Source organism: Sulfolobus islandicus Y.N.15.51 (assembly GCF_000022485.1).
GTDB classification, from domain to species: domain Archaea; phylum Thermoproteota; class Thermoprotei_A; order Sulfolobales; family Sulfolobaceae; genus Saccharolobus; species Saccharolobus islandicus.
In genome coordinates this window covers 570,805-588,429 of record NC_012623.1, presented here as the reverse complement: position 1 = coordinate 588,429, position 17,625 = coordinate 570,805, and the positions used below count along the sequence as shown (strand labels likewise).

The following is a 17,625-nucleotide window of genomic DNA, read 5'->3' as shown; positions in this document are numbered from 1 at the left end:
TGGGAAAAATTCTATTTATATCTTTGTGGAAAAAGTAATCAATGGCGGAAAAAGAAGTTGGAATTGCTAAGCTAACATTAAGATGGACAACTGCAATACTATCTGCACTATGGGCAGGAGTTCACATGGTACTAACACATGCAATATTGCCTAATTCAACTGCAACAATGATTTACGATACATTCTTTGGTTTTACGTCGGCATTAGCCATAATAGCAGCGGTCTTAATAATTCAAGGAATAAAGTATAGCTATCCATTAATTACTGCATTTTATGCCATCGACTTAGCATTACTTAGCGAGACTAGATTAGGACCAGCATTATTCGTAGGAAAGAAACTCCCATTTAACTATTATGTCGATATCTCCTTAGCACTTGATGCAATCCTAATAGTATTATCGTTAGTACTAATCCTTGTGGATAAGAGAAGTTAAAGTTTTTCTATTTCTTCTATTAATATTCTAGTACCTTTTAAAGCCAAATCTTCCTCTATTATCAATGGGGGTTCTATTCTAACCACAGACTCTCCAGCACCTATTGCTAATACACCTCTTCTAAAGGAATTATATAACACTTTTTCTAGACCTTCGACAAATGGCTTATTATCTTTTCTTAACTCAGCACCTATGAGAAGACCTAATCCTCTAACATCGTATAAGTAAGGTGATCTAGTATCTTTCAATTCCTCAATAATTTTCTTGCCTATACTACTCACATGGTCTAAAAGTTTCGGAACCTCTTCTAAAATAACCTTTGCTGCAGCCAATGCTAATGGATTTCCTCCAAAAGTGTTTGCGTGAGATCCTGGAGGTAAATCCATGATCTCCTTTCTTCCAATAACTGCGCCGAGTGGAAGTCCTCCACCTAATGCCTTAGCTAAACACACTAAATCCGGTGTTACGTTGAAGTGTTCAAATGCGAACATTTTACCCGTTCTTCCGATTCCAGTTTGTACCTCGTCAAGGATAAGTAAGATTCCAAATTTCTTAAGTAAATTATTTAATTTATAAAAGAAATCCTTAGGAGGTACAATAACCCCACCTTCTCCTTGTATAGGCTCAGCAATAAAAGCGGCTATTTCATTAGGATCAACTACCTTCTTGAAAATCCAGTCCTCTATAAATCCCAATAACGTTTCAGTGCAATCCTCTTTACATAAGGGATCTCTCTTATCTGGATATGGGATCAAATACGTCGATGGTAGAAGAGGAGAGAAGGACTTCCTTTGGATAGCTTTACTTGAGGTAAAGGCTAAGGAACCTAGAGTTCTTCCGTGAAAGGAATTAATGAAACCTATAATCCATTGTCGTCTCGTATGCCCTCTAGCTATCTTTATTGCCGCTTCAACACTTTCAGTACCACTGTTGGTATAAAATACCTTAGCTGAGAATGGCATTAAGGAGCTTAATCTTTTAGCTACTTCTACTGCAATTTCATAATAAAAATCTGTAAGACTATAATGGAAAAACTTCTCCATTTGCTCCTTTACTGCACTAATGATCTTCTCGTTTTTGTGACCTAATGCTACTACTCCTATCCCCGCGTTAAAGTCTATGTACTCCTTTCCCTCGATATCGTAGACTATAGCACCAGAACCACGGTCTATGGCGAATGGATACCATCTCCTAAAGGATTGCATCAAATATTCTTGATCCTCTTTTACTAACTCGTCTACTTTCTTACTCATAGTTTAAAATTCGAACTTATAATATATTAATTTTTCCTAAATTCTTAAAGTAACAAGGCAGAGTATTCATTTATCGTAAACAATAAATTAACACCATTTAATATTTTCTTTGGAGTAAAAGATAGTATTTTATATTCATGATAAAATATCAAGATATGAATGCGGGAAAGATATTCTTATCTCTGCTTAAAGAAAGTGGAATTAATAAGATATTTATAGTATCTGGCACGGATTACGCTTCATTAATAGAGGCTAAAGTTGAAGATCCTAGCTTGCCAGATTTTGAAATAGTACCCCACGAGATTACCGCAATTTCGACCGCAATAGGTTATGCACTGGGCAATAAGCTAAGTGCAGTTGCAGTTCACACTACACCCGGGACTGCAAACGCGTTAGGAGGTATAATGAGTGCGTATACTTCTAGAATACCACTTTTAGTTATTGCGGGAAGGAGTCCATATACTGAGAAAGGTAGTACTGCAAGCAGGAACTTGAGAATTCATTGGACGCAAGAGGCTAGGGATCAAGGAGAATTGGTAAGGCAATATGTTAAGTATGATTTTGAAATTAGGATGGCTGATCAGATACCAGCAGCAATATCTAGAGCAATCCAGATAATGATGAGTGAACCTAGAGGTCCAGTATATCTTGTATTGCCAAGAGAGGTAAGCATTCAAGAAGTTAATGAAGTTAAGAGAATACCAATGGACTATTATGAACCCGCACCTTCGCCAGAGAAAATCAACAAAGCTAAGGAGATGCTGGAAAAGTCTGAAAGACCGGTAATTATCACGTGGAGGGCTGGAAGGAGAAAAGAATGGTTTGAGTCCCTAAGGAGATTTGCAGATAGTTACAATATTCCAGTTCTCAATTATGCTGGGGAGGTTTTGAATTATCCCAGTAATGGGGCAATGGCCTTGGATAGATTTGATTTACGAAATGCTGATTTATTATTAGTAGTGGAGGCTGAAGTGCCATATTTTCCTAAGAAAATTGATTTAGATATCCCAATAATTAAGGTTGATGTAGAACCTTCATATTCTTATATTCCATACTACGGTTTTAGATGTGATCTATGTATACAATCCATTCCCAGCAACTTCTTTGATTATATCTCAATAAGAGCAAAGAGCTATGATGAAATTAGAGAGCTAAAGATAAGGCAGGAAGAATATAAGAAGCAAGAGATTGAGAGGTTAAAAGATAGGAAATCAATTCATCCTAAGTACTTATCGTATGAAATCGGGAATGTTGCTTCTGAGTATAATTTAGCGATATTTAATGAATATCAGTTTAATCCTAGATATGCTAAGCTAAACGAATTTGGTTCTTATTTTGCTGACTTATCCATAGGTTATCTAGGCCTTGCATTAGGAGCTGGAGTTGGGTATAAAATGGCTACTAATAAGGACGTACTTATCACTACAGGTGATGGTTCCTTCATATTTGGCGTTCCAGAAGCCTATTATTACGTGTCCTCAAAGTATCCTACAATGGTTGTGATTTTTGACAACGGTGGTTGGTTAGCGTCAGCTGAGGCAGTAGATGAGGTTTTCCCTGAGGGTTTGGCAAAAAGTAAAAGGTACTATCCCGGAGCAGATTTTGATAAGAGATTCGAGATCGGAAAGACTGTTGAAGCTTTTCATGGCTACTATGAACTAGTTGAGGATCCTTGGGAGATTAAGTCTGCCTTAATAAGGGGTTTAGAGAAAGTGAGAAAAGAGAATAAAATAGCTGTGATTCAAGTTATAGTGGATAAGGTGAGGTAATTATGAAGTTATGTAACAAAGAGATATCGCAAATTGGGTTTGGGACCTGGAAAATTGGCGGAGGTTACTGGAATCCAGATTATTCTATGGATTCCTATTATATCGAGATATTAAAGTATGTAATAAGTAAGGGAATAAACGTTATCGATACTGCGGAAATGTACGGTGGAGGGCATTCTGAAGAACTAGTTGGAAAATCTATACAAGATTTAGATAGAGATGGAATTTTCATTATAACCAAGGTATGGTCTAATCACTTGAGATATGATGATTTAATAAGATCTGCTAAAAATAGTCTAAGAAGGCTCAACTCAAAGTATATTGATCTATATTTAATCCATTGGCCAAATTCCTCAGTACCTTTAGAGGAAAGTATAAGGGCAATGGAGGAATTGGTAGATCAAGGCATTGTAAATTGTATTGGAGTGAGCAATTTTGATGTCAAACTTTTAGAAGAGGCCATGTCGTTAACTAAAAAATATGAAATAGTTGCAAATGAAATAGAGTACAATGTTGAGAATAAAAGCGCAGAAAAGGATGTTATACCGTTCTGTGAAAGGAATAATATAAAACTAATAGCCTATTCTCCTCTCGCTAGAGGAAATATCAAGAACAACAAGATATTAGATGAGATCGGACGAAAATATAACAGAACTTCTGTTCAAGTGGCATTAAACTACCTTATGAGGAGATCGATACCAATACCTAAGGCATCGAGTAAAGATCATATTGATGAGATCTTGGGAGCTTTAGGATGGAATTTAAGTGACGAGGATTATGAGAGAATTTCCAAATCTAAATAACTTGGAAACTTTGAAATGAATAGAAACCGTTTTAAAAGATATAAAAAGTGTGGTGTCCATAATCTTGCTATAACATGAACTCGTTTTGAACATGAGGTATTATATGATTTAAGTTACTTAAGATATTCCTTTAAACAGAGTTAATGTGCAGTTAGTATTACAGTTAGATGATCAGAAATATTTATACGTTGATGGTATAATTAGGCCTTTTGATGGTAAGATAAAGACTAGAGATGACGTGATAGGTTACGGTGTTATTTATGACGCAGGTAAGGTAAAAGTTTTATACGATTATAAGGTGGTGAGAGTAAGTGACTTCAGTGTAGTTACACAAGCAATATTGAAGGAAAAAATAGATAATTTGAATATCTATTTGTTTGAAAACGGTAATACTATATACGCATATTTTGGAAATGTCCCTAATCCTAAATTAAACTTTCCATACATGATTATACATGGGATACCTATAGCATTAGGTTCTAAAACTGAGATAATAGAAGCTATAGAAAGGGACTATAGGGTTGCACTATATGCATTAGACAATTTTAGGAATGACCCTAGCATAGTAAATCATTCTATTTTATCTTTAGTCAAATTTGAGAAATGTGAGGATGCAGTAAAATATTATAAGGAACTGAGAGTTTCTGACCCAGAGGTTTCCTTAGCAGTAGCTCAATGTATGGAGAAAATAGGAGAGGAATTGGAGGCCTTAAAGATTTACTCATTTCTGTCTGAAGAGAAGTATAGGGAGTTGGAGAATAAGATCAGAGGTAAGGTAAACTCAATTATTGAGGAGTATAAGAAAGAGGGAAACGTGAAACTCTTAATAGACTCTGTTAAGATGTTACCAACGTATGACGCACCACTTATTGAATTAGGCTGGTATTTCGTTAACAAGAGGAAGTTTGATGATGCTGTAAAATACTTCGAGGAAGCTGTTAAAAGAGTACCTACGTTCCATAATCTGTTGCTATACGCATGGTCTCTTATAAGTAGTGAGAAATATAAGGAGGCATTAGAGGTTATTGAGAAGGCGGAAAGGGTTAAGCGGAATGCCGGTTCCGCATACATAAAAGGATTAGCTTTAGAGGGTTTAAATGCCCCATCTCAAGCTGAAAGAGAGTTCCTCTATGCGTGTAGGGAAGGGATAATTGATGCGTGTATGAAGATTAGATCGTATAAGCTTTACGTACCAGAGCCCTTTGATGCTGCAGCTTGGTTAGGTTATGTGCTCTATGGATACGAAGTAAAACAATTGTTGGGAAATGGTGGTATGGGTTATGTATTATTAGTTGAGAGGAATGGTAGGAAGTATGCTATGAAAGTGATGAAGAAGGAATATACTTTTATAGAAATGCTTTATGAAGTTGCTAAAATGCAAGAAATCTCGAAGAGATCTGAATACTTAGTTAAAATATTTGCTAGTTTTCTAGATGAGAATTGGACAGATTACTTTAGTTCTCCACCCGCAATAATAATGGAATATATGGAAGGGGGTGACTTAAGGTCAGTCTTAGTCGATCAAGAGTATTCTGCATTACGTCATTCCGTCAAGTGGCCTCAAGTAGTTGCATTCGTGTTCTCTAAACTCGCAAAAGCCGTTATCGAAGTTCATAAGGAAGGGTATACGCATTGTGACATAAAACCATCTAATATTCTGTTCAATAAGAAGCTACCTAGGTACGGAGAAGATGCGCTAAATTCTTTACTTAATTTTGAAGTTGTACCTAAACTATCTGATCTAGGTTCATCGGTAAAAATAGGTACTCCAGTAATGCATTATACTCCCTATTATGCCCATCCCTTACAGAGATTCGGGAATAAAGCCGAAACTATGTTCGACGTTTACTCGTTTACAGTATCCCTTTACGTATCTCTAACCAATAACTTTCCATACCCAGAATGGTTAGAAAATGAAATTGAGGAAGCAGTAAAGAATCCAGAGAAAAGAAAACAAGCCTTGGACGATTTTCATAAAGCAGCACCAAGACTTGATTATGTACCAGTGGAATTTAAGGACCTTATAATGAGTGGGCTAAAGGGCGAAGTTGGTATGTTAGAGATAAACAGGAAACTGGAAGAAATTTTGATTGAAGATTATAACATAGACATTAATAATTCGAACAGTGAAGCAGAAAAGCTTATAAGCTATTGATGACAGTTATATAAAATAAAAGAGTCGGTGAAAAAGAATGATAGAGCCAATGGCTAGGAAAGTGTTCGAAGGACTAGCATATACGATATGGGAGGACGACGAAGCTAGCGTTGTTCTATTAGAAGGTAAACCAATCCAAGCAAGCTGCGTTGAACACGGGAATCATAATCTATTCGATCTAGAGTGCCCACATGTAGAAAAGCTATTGAAAAAGATTTTTTCTTAACCCTTCTGAGCTATAACACTTATCTCTATTAATGCGTCTCTTGGTAATCTTGAAACTTCTATAGTAACTCTAGCGGGAGGACTTTTACTGAAATATTTTGAGTAAACTTCATTGAATCTTTGGAAATCCTTTATATCTTTTAGATATACAAATGACATTACAACGTCATCTAGCATATAACCAGCTGATTCTAGAATAGCTTTTATGTTTTCGATAACTCTAATTGTCTGCTCTTCTATATTTTTACCTACTATTTCATTTGTATTAGGATCTACTGGGATTTGTCCAGATACGTAAAGCACGTCTCCTACTTTTACTCCTTGAGAATATGGACCTATTGGCCTAGGAGCTTTATCCGTGAAAACTATTTCCTTCATGTGGATTACTAAATCGAAAATAGTTTAAAGTTTTTCCTTAAATTTCTCCATAACTAGAATATGATGTACAGCTATTAACAAATCCCTCTCAGTAATTATACCTTTTATAGTATTATCCTTGTTCAGTATAAGCAGCGAGCCTATTCTCTTTACAATCATCTCTGCGGCTGCCCTATTCACTGAAGCTAGCTCATCAATAGTCACTAAGTTTGTGACCATAACGTCCTTCACTGCCTTATTATAGAAGTAATCTGGATCTAATTTATCCACTGCTTTAGCTAACTGTCTAATAGCATTAACTACAGTTATTATTCCAACTACCTTGTTATCATCATCAATGACTGGCAATCTCCTAAATCCCCTTCTTAACATCAATCTAACTGCTTGATCCAATCTCACATCCTTATAAATAGTTCTAACCTTAGTTGACATGAAAACCTTTACGGGAAAGATCTCATCCAGATCCTTGTAGAGTAGTAAAAATTCTCTCTCTGTTATTATTCCTACTGGTTTATCGTTTATATCAACAACTGGCAATGATCCAAAATTCCTTGTAACCATTATGTTTAATGCAGTAAACTCATCGGTAGTATTGTAAACTGTAACGGGATTAGGGGTCATATAATCTATTACTGGAGTAGTAGAAATACGATAGAGATCACCTTGGCTACAATTATCTTTGCAATACGATTCTACGGTAGATAGGAGGTCTCTAGTGGTTAACAGTCCTTCTATTTTTTCATTTGCTATAATTATTCTACCGATACCTCCCTCATTTATTCTCTTAAACGCTAAACCTAATCTATCTTCTTTGGATAATATTGGTGGATTTCTTATCATTAAAGTCTCTATATTCACATTTATTATTTGTTACCTTTACTTTATAAATATGTGTGTATGATGAATTTGGTGGAAAATCTCAAGATGAAATAAATGGTCCTTAGATATTAAACCCAGATAGATGATGGAAAACCCTCAACGCAGGAAAGGTTAGATATTTAGATTTAATTATTAATAAAAACTAAATTTTAATAAAGTATTAGGAAAAAATTGATGACTTTCCTTATCAAGGCTTTCAGTTATAACGTCATGATAAATATTGGATGCTTACAGTTTTATACGTAAGATAACCGAACGTATATTTTAGATAATTGAAAGATTCATAGATGCTCTCTTAGATTTAAAAATCTAGCTGTAGCTATATTTCTATGAAGGCATTAGTTGTTCATCCACCTAATAAAGGAGTAGAAGTTAAAGAGATAAGTGATATAGATCGATCATTAAATGGAAATGAAGTTTTAATTAAGACAATAGCAAATGGTATTTGCGGAACTGATCGTGGTATTGTTTCTGGCTTACTTAAATTCTCACGTCCACCCACAGGGAAAAACAGTCTAGTATTAGGACATGAAAATCTAGGTCAAGTAATCGATAAGGGATCCAATGTACAAGGTTTAAGTAAAGGGGATTATGTTGTTTCGATTGTTAGAAGGGGATGCGGAAAGTGTTCCAATTGCCTAGCCGGAAGGCAAGATTTTTGTGAAACAGGTGAATTCGTGGAAGCTGGCATAAGAGGATTAGATGGCTTTATGAGAGAATTTTATATAGATAATACAAGTTATTTAGTTAGAATACCGTATGAAATAGTTGATATCGCAGTTTTGCTCGAACCTCTTTCCAATGTAGTAAAGGCTTATAATGAGCTAATGTTAACGCAAAGGAGAATGATATGGTGGTGTAAGGATGGCAGTTATGGTTGTAAAAACGTTGCAGTAGTGGGATCTGGGCCAATAGGTCTCCTTTTTTCGCTAATATTCTCCGTTCAAGGTTTTAACACATTCGTTTTAAATAAGAGAGATCCTTTTCCCACTGAGGCTGAGATTATAGAGAAGATTAACGCTAAATTTATAAACACTACTAAGGGTCAATTACCTTATGTAATAGATGTACTTATTGACACTTCTGGATATCCATCAGCATTTATTCCTTTAATGAATAAGTTAAACAAAAACTCAGCTGTTATATTGTTCGGCACTACTGGTGGAGAGAAGTTTGAGGTAAATGCTGATTTAATAACATATCTTGTTGAAAATAACGTTTTATTGTTTGGGAGCGTTAACGCTAGTAAGAGGGACTTCGAAGAGGGTGTAAATTACCTTACAATCTGGAAATATAGATATCCAAATGTATTAAATAAAATGATAACTAGAGTAGTTAAGCCGGAGGAGGCCTCAGAAATATTATATACAAAACCTAGAGGAGAAATAAAGACAATAATTTCATGGGTTTAACTGACTCCTTAACGCTTCTATAGCTTTTTTAATTTCTTCCATTGAAGCTTCATCTTCTAATGTAGAGATATCTCCCACAGCAGAGCCCATCATAACTGCTTTTATCACTCTTCTCATTACCTTACCAGACCTAGTTTTAGGCAACGCGTTAACAAAATGTACCTCTAATATTACAATTGGTCCCATAACCTTCTTTACATGTTCGTTTATGCTCTTAGCCAATTCATTGCCGGGATGATATCCTTGCTTTAATACAACGAATGCGTGAGCGGTCTCTCCTTTTACGGGATCTGGAATACCTATTACAGCTGCTTCAGCTACTGCTGGGTGTGAAGTTATTGCTGACTCTACTTCACCAGCTCCTATTCTGTGTCCAGCTATTTTTAACGTCTCATCTGCCCTTCCAGATACCCATACATACCCATCTTCATCTATCATGGCAAAGTCTCCAGTATAGTACACATTGGGGAACTTACTGAAGTAAGTCTTTATAATTCTCTCATTGTCCTCATCATTCCACATACCTATCATCATTGATGGTGGGAATGGTGGTTCCATTATTAAGTAACCTCTCTCTCTAGGCTTGACAAGATTTCCGTTTTCATCAACTACCTTTATTTTATTTCCTGGCAATGGGAATCCAGATGCGGGTCCAGACTTCATTGTTAAGAAGATTGGATATCCTGGCATGTAACCAAGATTTGGCGCTCCAGTTTCGGTTTGCCACCATTGGTGTGACATGAACACCTTACCCTTACCTATTACTTCTAACCCATATTTCCATGGAGCATAGTTTAGGGGTTCCCCGTTTGTCACCATTATTCTAAGTGAGGATAAATCATGAGCTTTAATGTACTCTTCACCATACTTCATTAAATACCTTAAGAACGTCGCAGAAGTACCAAAAGTAGTAGCCTTATATTTCTCAATTAGCTCAGCCCATTTATCGGGATATGGGTAATCGGGTACACTCTCATATATTATCACACTTCTACCCATCACGAGCGGTGAGTAAGTAATGTATGAATGTCCTACAATCCATCCAATATCTGAAGTATTGAATAACACGTCGTTTTCTTGACTTAACCCATAACTCCATAACAACATGGCTGCAGTACCTACCAAATATCCACCAGTGGAATGAACTATACCCTTAGGTTTCCCTGTAGTTCCAGAAGTATAAAGGATAAATAACGGATGACTAGCATCTACTGGTTCTGGTTCAACATATCTGTACTTCCCTATTTCATCGAAATATATATCTCTTCCTTCTTTAAATGGTGTTTCTGTTCCACTTCTCCTAAATACTATAACATTCTTTACTGGATTATTCTGTAATTTTGATAGTGCCCCATCAACAGTCTTCTTAAGCTCTACCAGCCTACCTTTTCTATAATACCCATCTGCAGTAATTACAACCTTCGATTGGGCATCCGCAATTCTATCAGCTAATGCTTGTGAACCAAAACCTGCAAAGACTACACTGTGAATTGCACCTATTCTCGCACAAGCTAACATTGATATAACTCCTTCTGGGGTTAAAGGCATGTAAATTGTAACCCTATCACCTTTTTGTACACCTAATTGCTTTAACGCATTGGCCCATCTATTTACCTCGTAAAATAAATCTTGATAAATAAGTACTTTTCTCTCACCCTTTTCGGATTCCCAAATTATCGCAGCCTTAAACTTCTTACTACTGTTCAAATGTCTATCGATTGCATTATAGCTAGCATTCAATTTTCCCCCGACGAACCACTTTGTAAGAATTTCTTGCGTAAAGGTTTCTTTCCAGGGCTCAAACCAGTCAATCAATTCCTCAGCTAGTTTACTCCAGAATTTACTTGGATTTTCTATACTTTCCCTATAAATCTCCTTGTAAAGTCTTATATTATAATCTACCTTTTCCTCTATTTCTTTAATATTCTCTGTAATTTCTTGTTCCATATGGTATCATATAAATCTGTTTGTAAGATATTAAAAAACTTTACTTAGGATTGAATGTAATTATAGACTTAAAAAACGTAGATTGAGAATAATGGTACTCATTCCATACTTAGACAAATTTTTTAGTTCGTATCCCTTCTATACCATTGTATGAACTTATCCTCATTACCTTATTTCGAGAAGTGGTTCATCCTTGGAATATTTTTAGGTGTTGTAGCAGGATTGGCTGCGACTACATTTTATTTGTTATTACACTTGTTCGAAGATATATTTCTGTTTCATTTTATTGGAATGAGTTATCCTAGACCGCTTGGCGAGGGAGGAACATTAAATTTCATCTTTCATCCTGGAAATTATCTTCTTATACCCATATCTACTGCAATTGGAGGATTAATTTCTGGAATAATAGTCTACACATTCGCTCCGGAAGCTGAGGGACATGGTACAGATGCTGCAATAAAGGCCTATCATTATTTTCAAGGCAAGGTTAGATGGGTAGTTATCCCAGTTAAGATAATAGCTTCAGCAATTACTATAGGTTCTGGTGGTAGTGCAGGAAGAGAAGGCCCAACTGCGCAATTTTCAGCTGGCGTAGGTTCAGTTATTGCTGATTTACTCCATCTCAGTCCAGAGGATAGGAGAAGGGCCTTAGCAGTAGGGATTGGAGCTGGAATAGGTACAATTTTTAAAACACCAATTGGAGGTGCAATCTTAGCAGCTGAAATCCTATATAGAAGGGATCTAGAGCCAGAAGTAATATATCCTGCATTAGTAGCTTCAGCAATAGGTTATACCATATTCGGAAGCATATTTGGTTTCACTCCAGTATTTGGTTATTATACTGGTACTTTTGATCCGCTCAGATTGCCAATGTATGCGGTCCTAGGACTAGTTTCTGGTTTGATGGCAATACTATATCCTAAAACCTTCTATGGAGTTAATTCACTTTTCAAAAAATTACGAATACCTAATCATGTAAAGCCAGCAATAGGTGGACTTATTACTGGTTTAATTGCATTATTGGCCCCAGAGATTCTTGGAACAGGTTATGGCTGGATTAACTTGGTTGAGTATGAAAAGTTTTTCACATTATATTCTCCGCTTATCCCTACAATCATATTATTAGTAATATTACCGTTTTTAAAGATTTTAGGCACTTCGTTTTCTATAGGTTCTGGAGGTAGTGGTGGAGTTTTTGCTCCCGGTTTATTTATAGGGGCATATATAGGTACAAGTGTCGGGTTATTGTTCCATTACTTATTCCCAAACATTGTACCTACCATAGCCCCATTTGTTATCATTGGCATGATGAGCTTCTTTGCAGGTGCAGGGAAGGTTCCATTATCAGTTTTAATAATGGTTACTGAAATGACCTCAAGTCTCCAATTACTGCCTGGAGCCATGATTGCCGTAGCAATTTCCTATTTAGTTTCCGGAAACAATACGATATATATTTCTCAATTGCCAACCAGAAGAGACTCTCCAGCTCACAAAGCTGAATATGAAACTCCATTAATGGAGACCGTACGTGTGGAAAAGTGTGAATTGAGAGATATTAAGGCTTACACTGATGATAAAGTAGGAAAGGCTATACAAATAATGCTTGAGAATAATTTCATGAGCCTACCCGTGGTAAATTACGATAATAGGTTTCTTGGAGTAGTGTATCTAAGAGATTTGGAAAGGGCTAACCCTGAAGACTCGCTGGGAAAATATATAACCAGAGGTTCTCCTTCAGTATCCTTAACCTCCACATTGGAACATGCGTTGGAGGTAATGGCTACTAACAAAGCTAGATGGGTTGCGGTTGTGGATAAGGGGAAACTTTTAGGAATTGTTACATACGATGGTATTATAGACGCGTATAAGAGAGAGTTAAACGCGATTAAGAATTCATGACTAAATATCTCTAACACAATTTTTTAAACGTAGTTTTGCAACAATAATTATGGAAGAAGTTCAGAAACCACCAAATCAAAAATATATAAAGAATTTTATTGTCTATGCTGAGTTTGGTATACCAGAAGTTAACTTAGAATCATATAGGTTAAAAGTAAGTGGGGAGGTAGAGAATTCTCTCTCATTTACATATGACGAATTAATGAAATTGCCAAGAAGGGAAATAATCGAGGATTTCCATTGTGTAACTGGTTGGTCGATAAAGAGCGTTAAATGGGAGGGAATTCCATTTAAATTATTGATTGAGACTGCTAAGGTGAAAAAGGATGTGAATTGGGTCATGTTCTACAGTCTAGACGGTTATACATCAATAATACCCTATGAGGATGTATTAAAGGATAATGTAATTGTCGCATTGTTTATGAATGGGGAAAAGTTACCTTTAAAGCATGGTTTTCCAGCTAGACCAATAATTCCTCATTTATATGCGTGGAAAAGCGCAAAGTGGTTAACAGAAATTGAGTTCATAAAGGATTATGTTGACGGATATTGGGAGGAAAGAGGATATCATGAAAGAGGAAATGTGTGGGAGGAAGAGAGATTTAAAGGTCAAGGGGGTAAACATTTAAGAAGAAGACCGGTTCTATGAAAAGTTACGTTCTATTAATTGAATGCAAGACCGATGTTATTGTAAGGACTAAGGGTATGGAGTTTTAATAAGGAAGAGTGCTTATGCGTATGTTGGATCATGTGGAAGATCTTGTAGTAGGCATATAAGTAGGCATTTGAATAAAAATAAGAACAAATATCATTTGACATATTAACTACTTAACAAGAGTTTGTGAACCAATTGCAGTATTTGCAATAAAGCATGTTGAGGAGAAAGAACTAACCTCGTTATTAAGTAAAAATAATGCATACATAGAAAAATTTGGATGTAGCGATAACAAAAATGCAATATCTCATTTATTTATAGTGGGTGATTTAAAAGAACTTAGTTCAACGATTTGCGATAAATCTAGAGAATGATAATATTCCAACTACGCCCGCTATTATCAATATGTTAGTAATGTTGTAATTCTGGGAGAACAGCTCAAGAATTAGTTCTCTAACGAAGAATGATATACCAGCATCTATTACGTTGATTATACTTCTTTCTTTTCCAGACAAGTAGCTGTTTACGGCAATGTATAATTCTATTAATACTAAAATTAGTAATGGACCAGTTATAGTTACGTTTACCAAATCTAATAAATTTAGAGAAAATATGCTAGATATTATACCATAAATAGTTATTACCATTTGTACTCCTATTCCAAATAATAAAATGATTCGGATAATATAACCTATAAATTTTATTAAATCCTTATCACTGAGTCTTGCCATTATGCAAGTTTATATTTGTTGTCCAAATTATAGTTTATGAAAATCAGAGAAATAGAACCAATAGTACTTACCTCGAAAGAGAAAGGTAGTGCAACTTGGGCGTCTACGATGATTATTGTAAGGATAATAACGGAAAATGGAGCTGTAGGATATGGCGAGGCTGTACCAACACTAAGAGTTATATCCGTATACAATGCTATTAAACAAGTTGCTAAGGGTTATATAGGAAAAGAAGTAGAAGAGGTTGAGAAGAACTATCATGAATGGTATAAACAAGACTTCTACTTAGCTAGGTCTTTTGAATCAACAACTGCAGTAAGTGCAATTGATATAGCCTCTTGGGATATAATAGGAAAGGAGCTTGGAGCCCCAATCTACAAGTTATTAGGTGGAAAAGTTAGGAATAGGGTACCAGTCTATGCAAATGGATGGTATCAAGACTCTGTAACTCCAGAGGACTTTGCAGAAAAGGCAAAAGAGATTGTAAAAACGGGATATAAGGCTCTAAAATTTGATCCATTTGGACCCTACTACGATTGGATAGACGAGAGAGGTTTAAGAGAAGCTGAGGAGAGAGTAAGGGCTGTTAGGGAGGCAGTTGGTAACAACGTCGATATTTTAATAGAGCATCACGGTAGGTTTAATGCAAATTCCGCAATAATGATAGCGAAAAGGTTAGAAAAATACAATCCAGGATTTATGGAGGAACCGGTACATCATGAGGATATCATCGGTTTAAGGAAGTATAGAGCTAATACTCATTTGAGGATTGCATTGGGAGAAAGGCTGCTAAGTGAAAAGGAAGCCGCGTTTTACGTTGAGGAAGGTCTTGTAAACATATTGCAACCAGATTTAACTAATATAGGCGGTGTGACAGTAGGTAAGAGCGTTATAAAGATAGCTGAAGCTAATGACGTAGAAGTGGCTTTCCATAACGCCTTTGGTTCAATTCAGAATGCTGTCGAAATACAACTAAGTGCAGTTACACAGAACTTATATTTGCTTGAAAATTTCTATGATTGGTTCCCTCAATGGAAAAGGGATTTAGTGTATAATGAAACACCAGTTGAAGGAGGTCATGTTAAGGTTCCAGATAAACCCGGTATAGGTGTTTCAATTAATGAAAAAATAATAGAGCAATTAAGAGCTGAACCAATACCATTAGATGTAATTGAAGAACCGGTATGGGTTGTTAAAGGAACTTGGAAGAATTACGGTGTCTGAAAATGCCAGAGATCGTAACTCCAATCATAACTCCATTTACTAAAGATAATAGAATAGATAAGGATAAGTTAACGCTACATGCGGAGAATCTCATAAGGAAAGGGATAGATAAGTTATTTGTGAACGGTACTACTGGTCTTGGTCCCTCACTATCTCCAGAGGAGAAGTTAGAGAATCTAAAGGTAGTTTATGACGTTACCAATAAGATAATATTTCAAGTTGGTGGATTAAATCTAGACGATGCTATAAGATTAGCTAAGTTAAGTAAGGATTTCGATATTGTTGGCATAGCTTCATATGCCCCATATTACTACCCTAGAATGCCAGAAAGACACTTAATAAAGTATTTTAAGATGTTGTGCGAAGTGTCCCCACACCCTGTTTATTTGTATAACTATCCAACGGCTACGGGTAAAGATATAGACGCAAAAATTGCTAAGGAGATAGGCTGTTTCGCGGGAGTAAAGGACACTATCGAAAACATAATTCACACCTTAGATTACAAGCGTTTAAATCCCAACATGCTAGTGTATAGTGGATCTGACATGTTAATTGCCACAGTAGCTTCTACGGGTTTAGATGGTAACGTTGCTGCTGGTTCAAACTATCTTCCTGAGGTTACTGTGTCAATTAAGAAATTAGCCATGGAAAGGAAAATTGATGAAGCACTTAAGTTACAGTTCCTTCATGACGAGATAATAGAGGCATCTAGAATATTCGGGAGCTTATCTTCAAATTATGTTCTAACTAAGTACTTCCAAGGATACGATTTAGGAAATCCTAGACCTCCAATATTCCCATTAGATGAGGAAGAAGAGAGACAGTTAATTAAGAAAGTTGAGGGTATAAGGGCTAAACTTGTAGAGCTTAAAATATTGAAAGAATAGTATACTATCATGGTTGATGTAATAGCTTTAGGAGAGCCTTTAGTCCAATTTAATTCTTTTACCTCTGGTCCATTAAGATTCGTAAACTATTTTGAAAAACATATAGCAGGATCTGAGTTGAATTTCTGCATTGCCGTTATTAGAAATCATCTATCATGCGGTTTAATAGCGAGAGTAGGTAATGACGAGTTTGGAAGAAATATCATAGAGTATTCCAGAGCTCAAGGTATTGATACTACCTATATAAAGGTTGATAAGGAGTCTTTCACCGGGATATATTTTATACAGAGGGGTTATCCGATACCAATGAAAAGTGAACTAGTCTACTACAGAAGAGGCAGTGCAGGAAGTAGACTTTCTCCAGAAGACGTAGATGAAAAATACATTAAGAGTGCTAGGTTAATTCATTCAACTGGGATAACATTGGCTATAAGCGACAGTGCTAAGGAGGCTGTGATTAAAGCGTTTGAATTGGCAGAATCTAGGAGTCTAGACACAAATATCAGACCTAAACTTTGGAGCAGCCTTGAAAAAGCTAGGGAAACAATCCTTTCAATATTAAAGAAATACGATATTGAGGTACTAATAACGGATCCAGATGACACTAAAATTTTGCTTGATGTTACGGATCCAGATGACGCATATAGGAAATATAAAGAGTCAGGAGTCAAAGTCTTACTCTATAAATTAGGTGCTAAAGGTGCTATGGCATATAAAGACAGCGTAAAGGCCTTTAAAGAAGGCTATAAAGTACAAGTTGAGGATCCTACTGGAGCTGGTGATGCAATGGCAGGGACATTTGTTTCGTTGTATTTGCAGGGAAAGGATGTAGAATATTCGTTAGCTCATGGTATTGCGGCGTCAACTCTAGTTATAACAGTAAGGGGAGACAATGAACTTACGCCCACTACTGAGGATGCCGAAAGATTTTTAAATGAGTTTAAAACGTAAAGCCTAACATTTAAATTTTTCAT

Annotated in this window: 17 protein-coding genes; 12 read left to right on the top strand and 5 right to left on the bottom strand. The window is 36.0% G+C overall.

The features are described 5' to 3' along the window. The first annotated feature begins 41 nt into the window (after positions 1-41). Complete coding sequence (locus tag YN1551_RS03070) at positions 42-434, top strand: hypothetical protein (RefSeq protein ID WP_012712112.1); 393 nt, start codon at positions 42-44, stop codon at positions 432-434. On the opposite strand, the gene YN1551_RS03065 is transcribed toward YN1551_RS03070, so the two are convergent. After that, complete coding sequence (locus tag YN1551_RS03065; protein ID WP_012714228.1) at positions 431-1,687, bottom strand: acetyl ornithine aminotransferase family protein; 1,257 nt, start codon at positions 1,685-1,687, stop codon at positions 431-433. The two genes, YN1551_RS03070 and YN1551_RS03065, sit on opposite strands and share 4 nt — an antisense overlap. A 155-nt stretch (positions 1,688-1,842) precedes the next feature. On the opposite strand from YN1551_RS03065, the gene YN1551_RS03060 reads away from it, so the two are divergent. From YN1551_RS03060 to YN1551_RS03045, 4 genes are all read left to right on the top strand, one after another. After that, positions 1,843-3,456 (top strand): thiamine pyrophosphate-requiring protein, encoded by a 1,614-nt coding sequence (locus tag YN1551_RS03060; RefSeq protein ID WP_012714229.1) that lies wholly within the window; start codon positions 1,843-1,845, stop codon positions 3,454-3,456. 2 nt (positions 3,457-3,458) lie between these two features. Then, positions 3,459-4,259: an aldo/keto reductase gene (locus tag YN1551_RS03055; protein ID WP_012717179.1), complete on the top strand. Its 801-nt coding sequence runs from the start codon at positions 3,459-3,461 to the stop codon at positions 4,257-4,259. A gap of 145 nt (positions 4,260-4,404) precedes the next feature. Continuing rightward, a complete protein-coding gene (locus YN1551_RS03050; RefSeq protein WP_012714231.1) occupies positions 4,405-6,414 on the top strand; it encodes a protein kinase domain-containing protein in 2,010 nt (669 codons plus the stop codon). A gap of 37 nt (positions 6,415-6,451) precedes the next feature. Beyond that, a complete protein-coding gene (locus YN1551_RS03045; protein WP_012712117.1) occupies positions 6,452-6,640 on the top strand; it encodes a hypothetical protein in 189 nt (62 codons plus the stop codon). Here the strand turns inward: YN1551_RS03045 and YN1551_RS03040 are convergent. Then, the gene (locus YN1551_RS03040) at positions 6,637-7,017 is read right to left on the bottom strand and encodes a RidA family protein (protein ID WP_012714232.1); all 381 of its coding nucleotides are present in this window, start codon (positions 7,015-7,017) and stop codon (positions 6,637-6,639) included. The two genes, YN1551_RS03045 and YN1551_RS03040, sit on opposite strands and share 4 nt — an antisense overlap. A gap of 24 nt (positions 7,018-7,041) precedes the next feature. Next, entirely contained in the window at positions 7,042-7,875 is an 834-nt protein-coding gene (locus YN1551_RS03035; RefSeq protein WP_012714233.1) for a CBS domain-containing protein, read from the bottom strand. A gap of 350 nt (positions 7,876-8,225) precedes the next feature. Between YN1551_RS03035 and YN1551_RS03030 the strand changes: the two genes are divergently transcribed. Continuing rightward, a complete protein-coding gene (locus YN1551_RS03030) occupies positions 8,226-9,308 on the top strand; it encodes a glucose 1-dehydrogenase (protein ID WP_012717178.1) in 1,083 nt (360 codons plus the stop codon). Here YN1551_RS03030 and acs read toward each other — a convergent pair. Next, positions 9,297-11,255: an acetate--CoA ligase gene (acs, locus tag YN1551_RS03025; RefSeq protein WP_012716530.1), complete on the bottom strand. Its 1,959-nt coding sequence runs from the start codon at positions 11,253-11,255 to the stop codon at positions 9,297-9,299. The two genes, YN1551_RS03030 and acs, sit on opposite strands and share 12 nt — an antisense overlap. Positions 11,256-11,405: 150 nt before the next feature. On the opposite strand from acs, the gene YN1551_RS03020 reads away from it, so the two are divergent. The 3 genes from YN1551_RS03020 (at position 11,406) to YN1551_RS17955 (ending at position 14,183) form a co-directional block, all read left to right on the top strand. Then, the gene (locus tag YN1551_RS03020; protein WP_012717177.1) at positions 11,406-13,154 is read left to right on the top strand and encodes a chloride channel protein; all 1,749 of its coding nucleotides are present in this window, start codon (positions 11,406-11,408) and stop codon (positions 13,152-13,154) included. Positions 13,155-13,203: 49 nt separating this feature from the next. Continuing rightward, positions 13,204-13,803 carry a sulfite oxidase-like oxidoreductase gene (locus YN1551_RS03015; RefSeq protein ID WP_012712123.1) on the top strand — a complete coding sequence of 200 codons (600 nt, stop codon included), beginning with the start codon at positions 13,204-13,206 and terminating at the stop codon, positions 13,801-13,803. 170 nt (positions 13,804-13,973) lie between these two features. Further along, positions 13,974-14,183 carry a GIY-YIG nuclease family protein gene (locus YN1551_RS17955; protein WP_338107039.1) on the top strand — a complete coding sequence of 70 codons (210 nt, stop codon included), beginning with the start codon at positions 13,974-13,976 and terminating at the stop codon, positions 14,181-14,183. Here the strand turns inward: YN1551_RS17955 and YN1551_RS03010 are convergent. Next, entirely contained in the window at positions 14,154-14,540 is a 387-nt protein-coding gene (locus tag YN1551_RS03010) for a phosphate-starvation-inducible PsiE family protein (protein ID WP_012716532.1), read from the bottom strand. The genes YN1551_RS17955 and YN1551_RS03010 overlap by 30 nt on opposite strands. Before the next feature lie 36 nt (positions 14,541-14,576). Here YN1551_RS03010 and YN1551_RS03005 point away from each other — a divergent pair, with 36 nt between their 5' ends. Genes YN1551_RS03005 through kdgK form a run of 3 tightly spaced genes read left to right on the top strand, consistent with a single transcriptional unit; the run spans position 14,577 to position 17,602 of the window. Next, positions 14,577-15,764, top strand: coding sequence for a mandelate racemase/muconate lactonizing enzyme family protein (locus YN1551_RS03005; protein ID WP_012714239.1), 1,188 nt, complete (start codon positions 14,577-14,579; stop codon positions 15,762-15,764). Positions 15,765-15,766: 2 nt separating this feature from the next. Beyond that, positions 15,767-16,651 (top strand): bifunctional 2-dehydro-3-deoxy-phosphogluconate/2-dehydro-3-deoxy-6-phosphogalactonate aldolase, encoded by an 885-nt coding sequence (locus YN1551_RS03000; protein ID WP_012712126.1) that lies wholly within the window; start codon positions 15,767-15,769, stop codon positions 16,649-16,651. Between the two features lie 9 nt (positions 16,652-16,660). Continuing rightward, positions 16,661-17,602: a bifunctional 2-dehydro-3-deoxygluconokinase/2-dehydro-3-deoxygalactonokinase gene (gene kdgK, locus YN1551_RS02995; protein WP_012714240.1), complete on the top strand. Its 942-nt coding sequence runs from the start codon at positions 16,661-16,663 to the stop codon at positions 17,600-17,602. Positions 17,603-17,625 lie beyond the last annotated feature (23 nt).

Excerpts from the sequence above, each read along its gene's own strand:
- YN1551_RS03015 (WP_012712123.1), top strand. The coding sequence starts at position 13,204 with ATGGAAGAAGTTCAGAAACCACCAAATCAAAAATATATAAAGAATTTT.
- YN1551_RS03030 (WP_012717178.1), top strand. The coding sequence starts at position 8,226 with ATGAAGGCATTAGTTGTTCATCCACCTAATAAAGGAGTAGAAGTTAAA.
- kdgK (WP_012714240.1), top strand. The coding sequence starts at position 16,661 with ATGGTTGATGTAATAGCTTTAGGAGAGCCTTTAGTCCAATTTAATTCT.
- YN1551_RS03045 (WP_012712117.1), top strand. The coding sequence starts at position 6,452 with ATGATAGAGCCAATGGCTAGGAAAGTGTTCGAAGGACTAGCATATACG.
- YN1551_RS03010 (WP_012716532.1), bottom strand. The coding sequence starts at position 14,540 with ATGGCAAGACTCAGTGATAAGGATTTAATAAAATTTATAGGTTATATT.
- YN1551_RS03000 (WP_012712126.1), top strand. The coding sequence starts at position 15,767 with ATGCCAGAGATCGTAACTCCAATCATAACTCCATTTACTAAAGATAAT.
- acs (WP_012716530.1), bottom strand. The coding sequence starts at position 11,255 with ATGGAACAAGAAATTACAGAGAATATTAAAGAAATAGAGGAAAAGGTA.
- YN1551_RS03020 (WP_012717177.1), top strand. The coding sequence starts at position 11,406 with ATGAACTTATCCTCATTACCTTATTTCGAGAAGTGGTTCATCCTTGGA.
- YN1551_RS03005 (WP_012714239.1), top strand. The coding sequence starts at position 14,577 with ATGAAAATCAGAGAAATAGAACCAATAGTACTTACCTCGAAAGAGAAA.
- YN1551_RS03065 (WP_012714228.1), bottom strand. The coding sequence starts at position 1,687 with ATGAGTAAGAAAGTAGACGAGTTAGTAAAAGAGGATCAAGAATATTTG.
- YN1551_RS03060 (WP_012714229.1), top strand. The coding sequence starts at position 1,843 with ATGAATGCGGGAAAGATATTCTTATCTCTGCTTAAAGAAAGTGGAATT.
- YN1551_RS03055 (WP_012717179.1), top strand. The coding sequence starts at position 3,459 with ATGAAGTTATGTAACAAAGAGATATCGCAAATTGGGTTTGGGACCTGG.
- YN1551_RS03040 (WP_012714232.1), bottom strand. The coding sequence starts at position 7,017 with ATGAAGGAAATAGTTTTCACGGATAAAGCTCCTAGGCCAATAGGTCCA.
- YN1551_RS03070 (WP_012712112.1), top strand. The coding sequence starts at position 42 with ATGGCGGAAAAAGAAGTTGGAATTGCTAAGCTAACATTAAGATGGACA.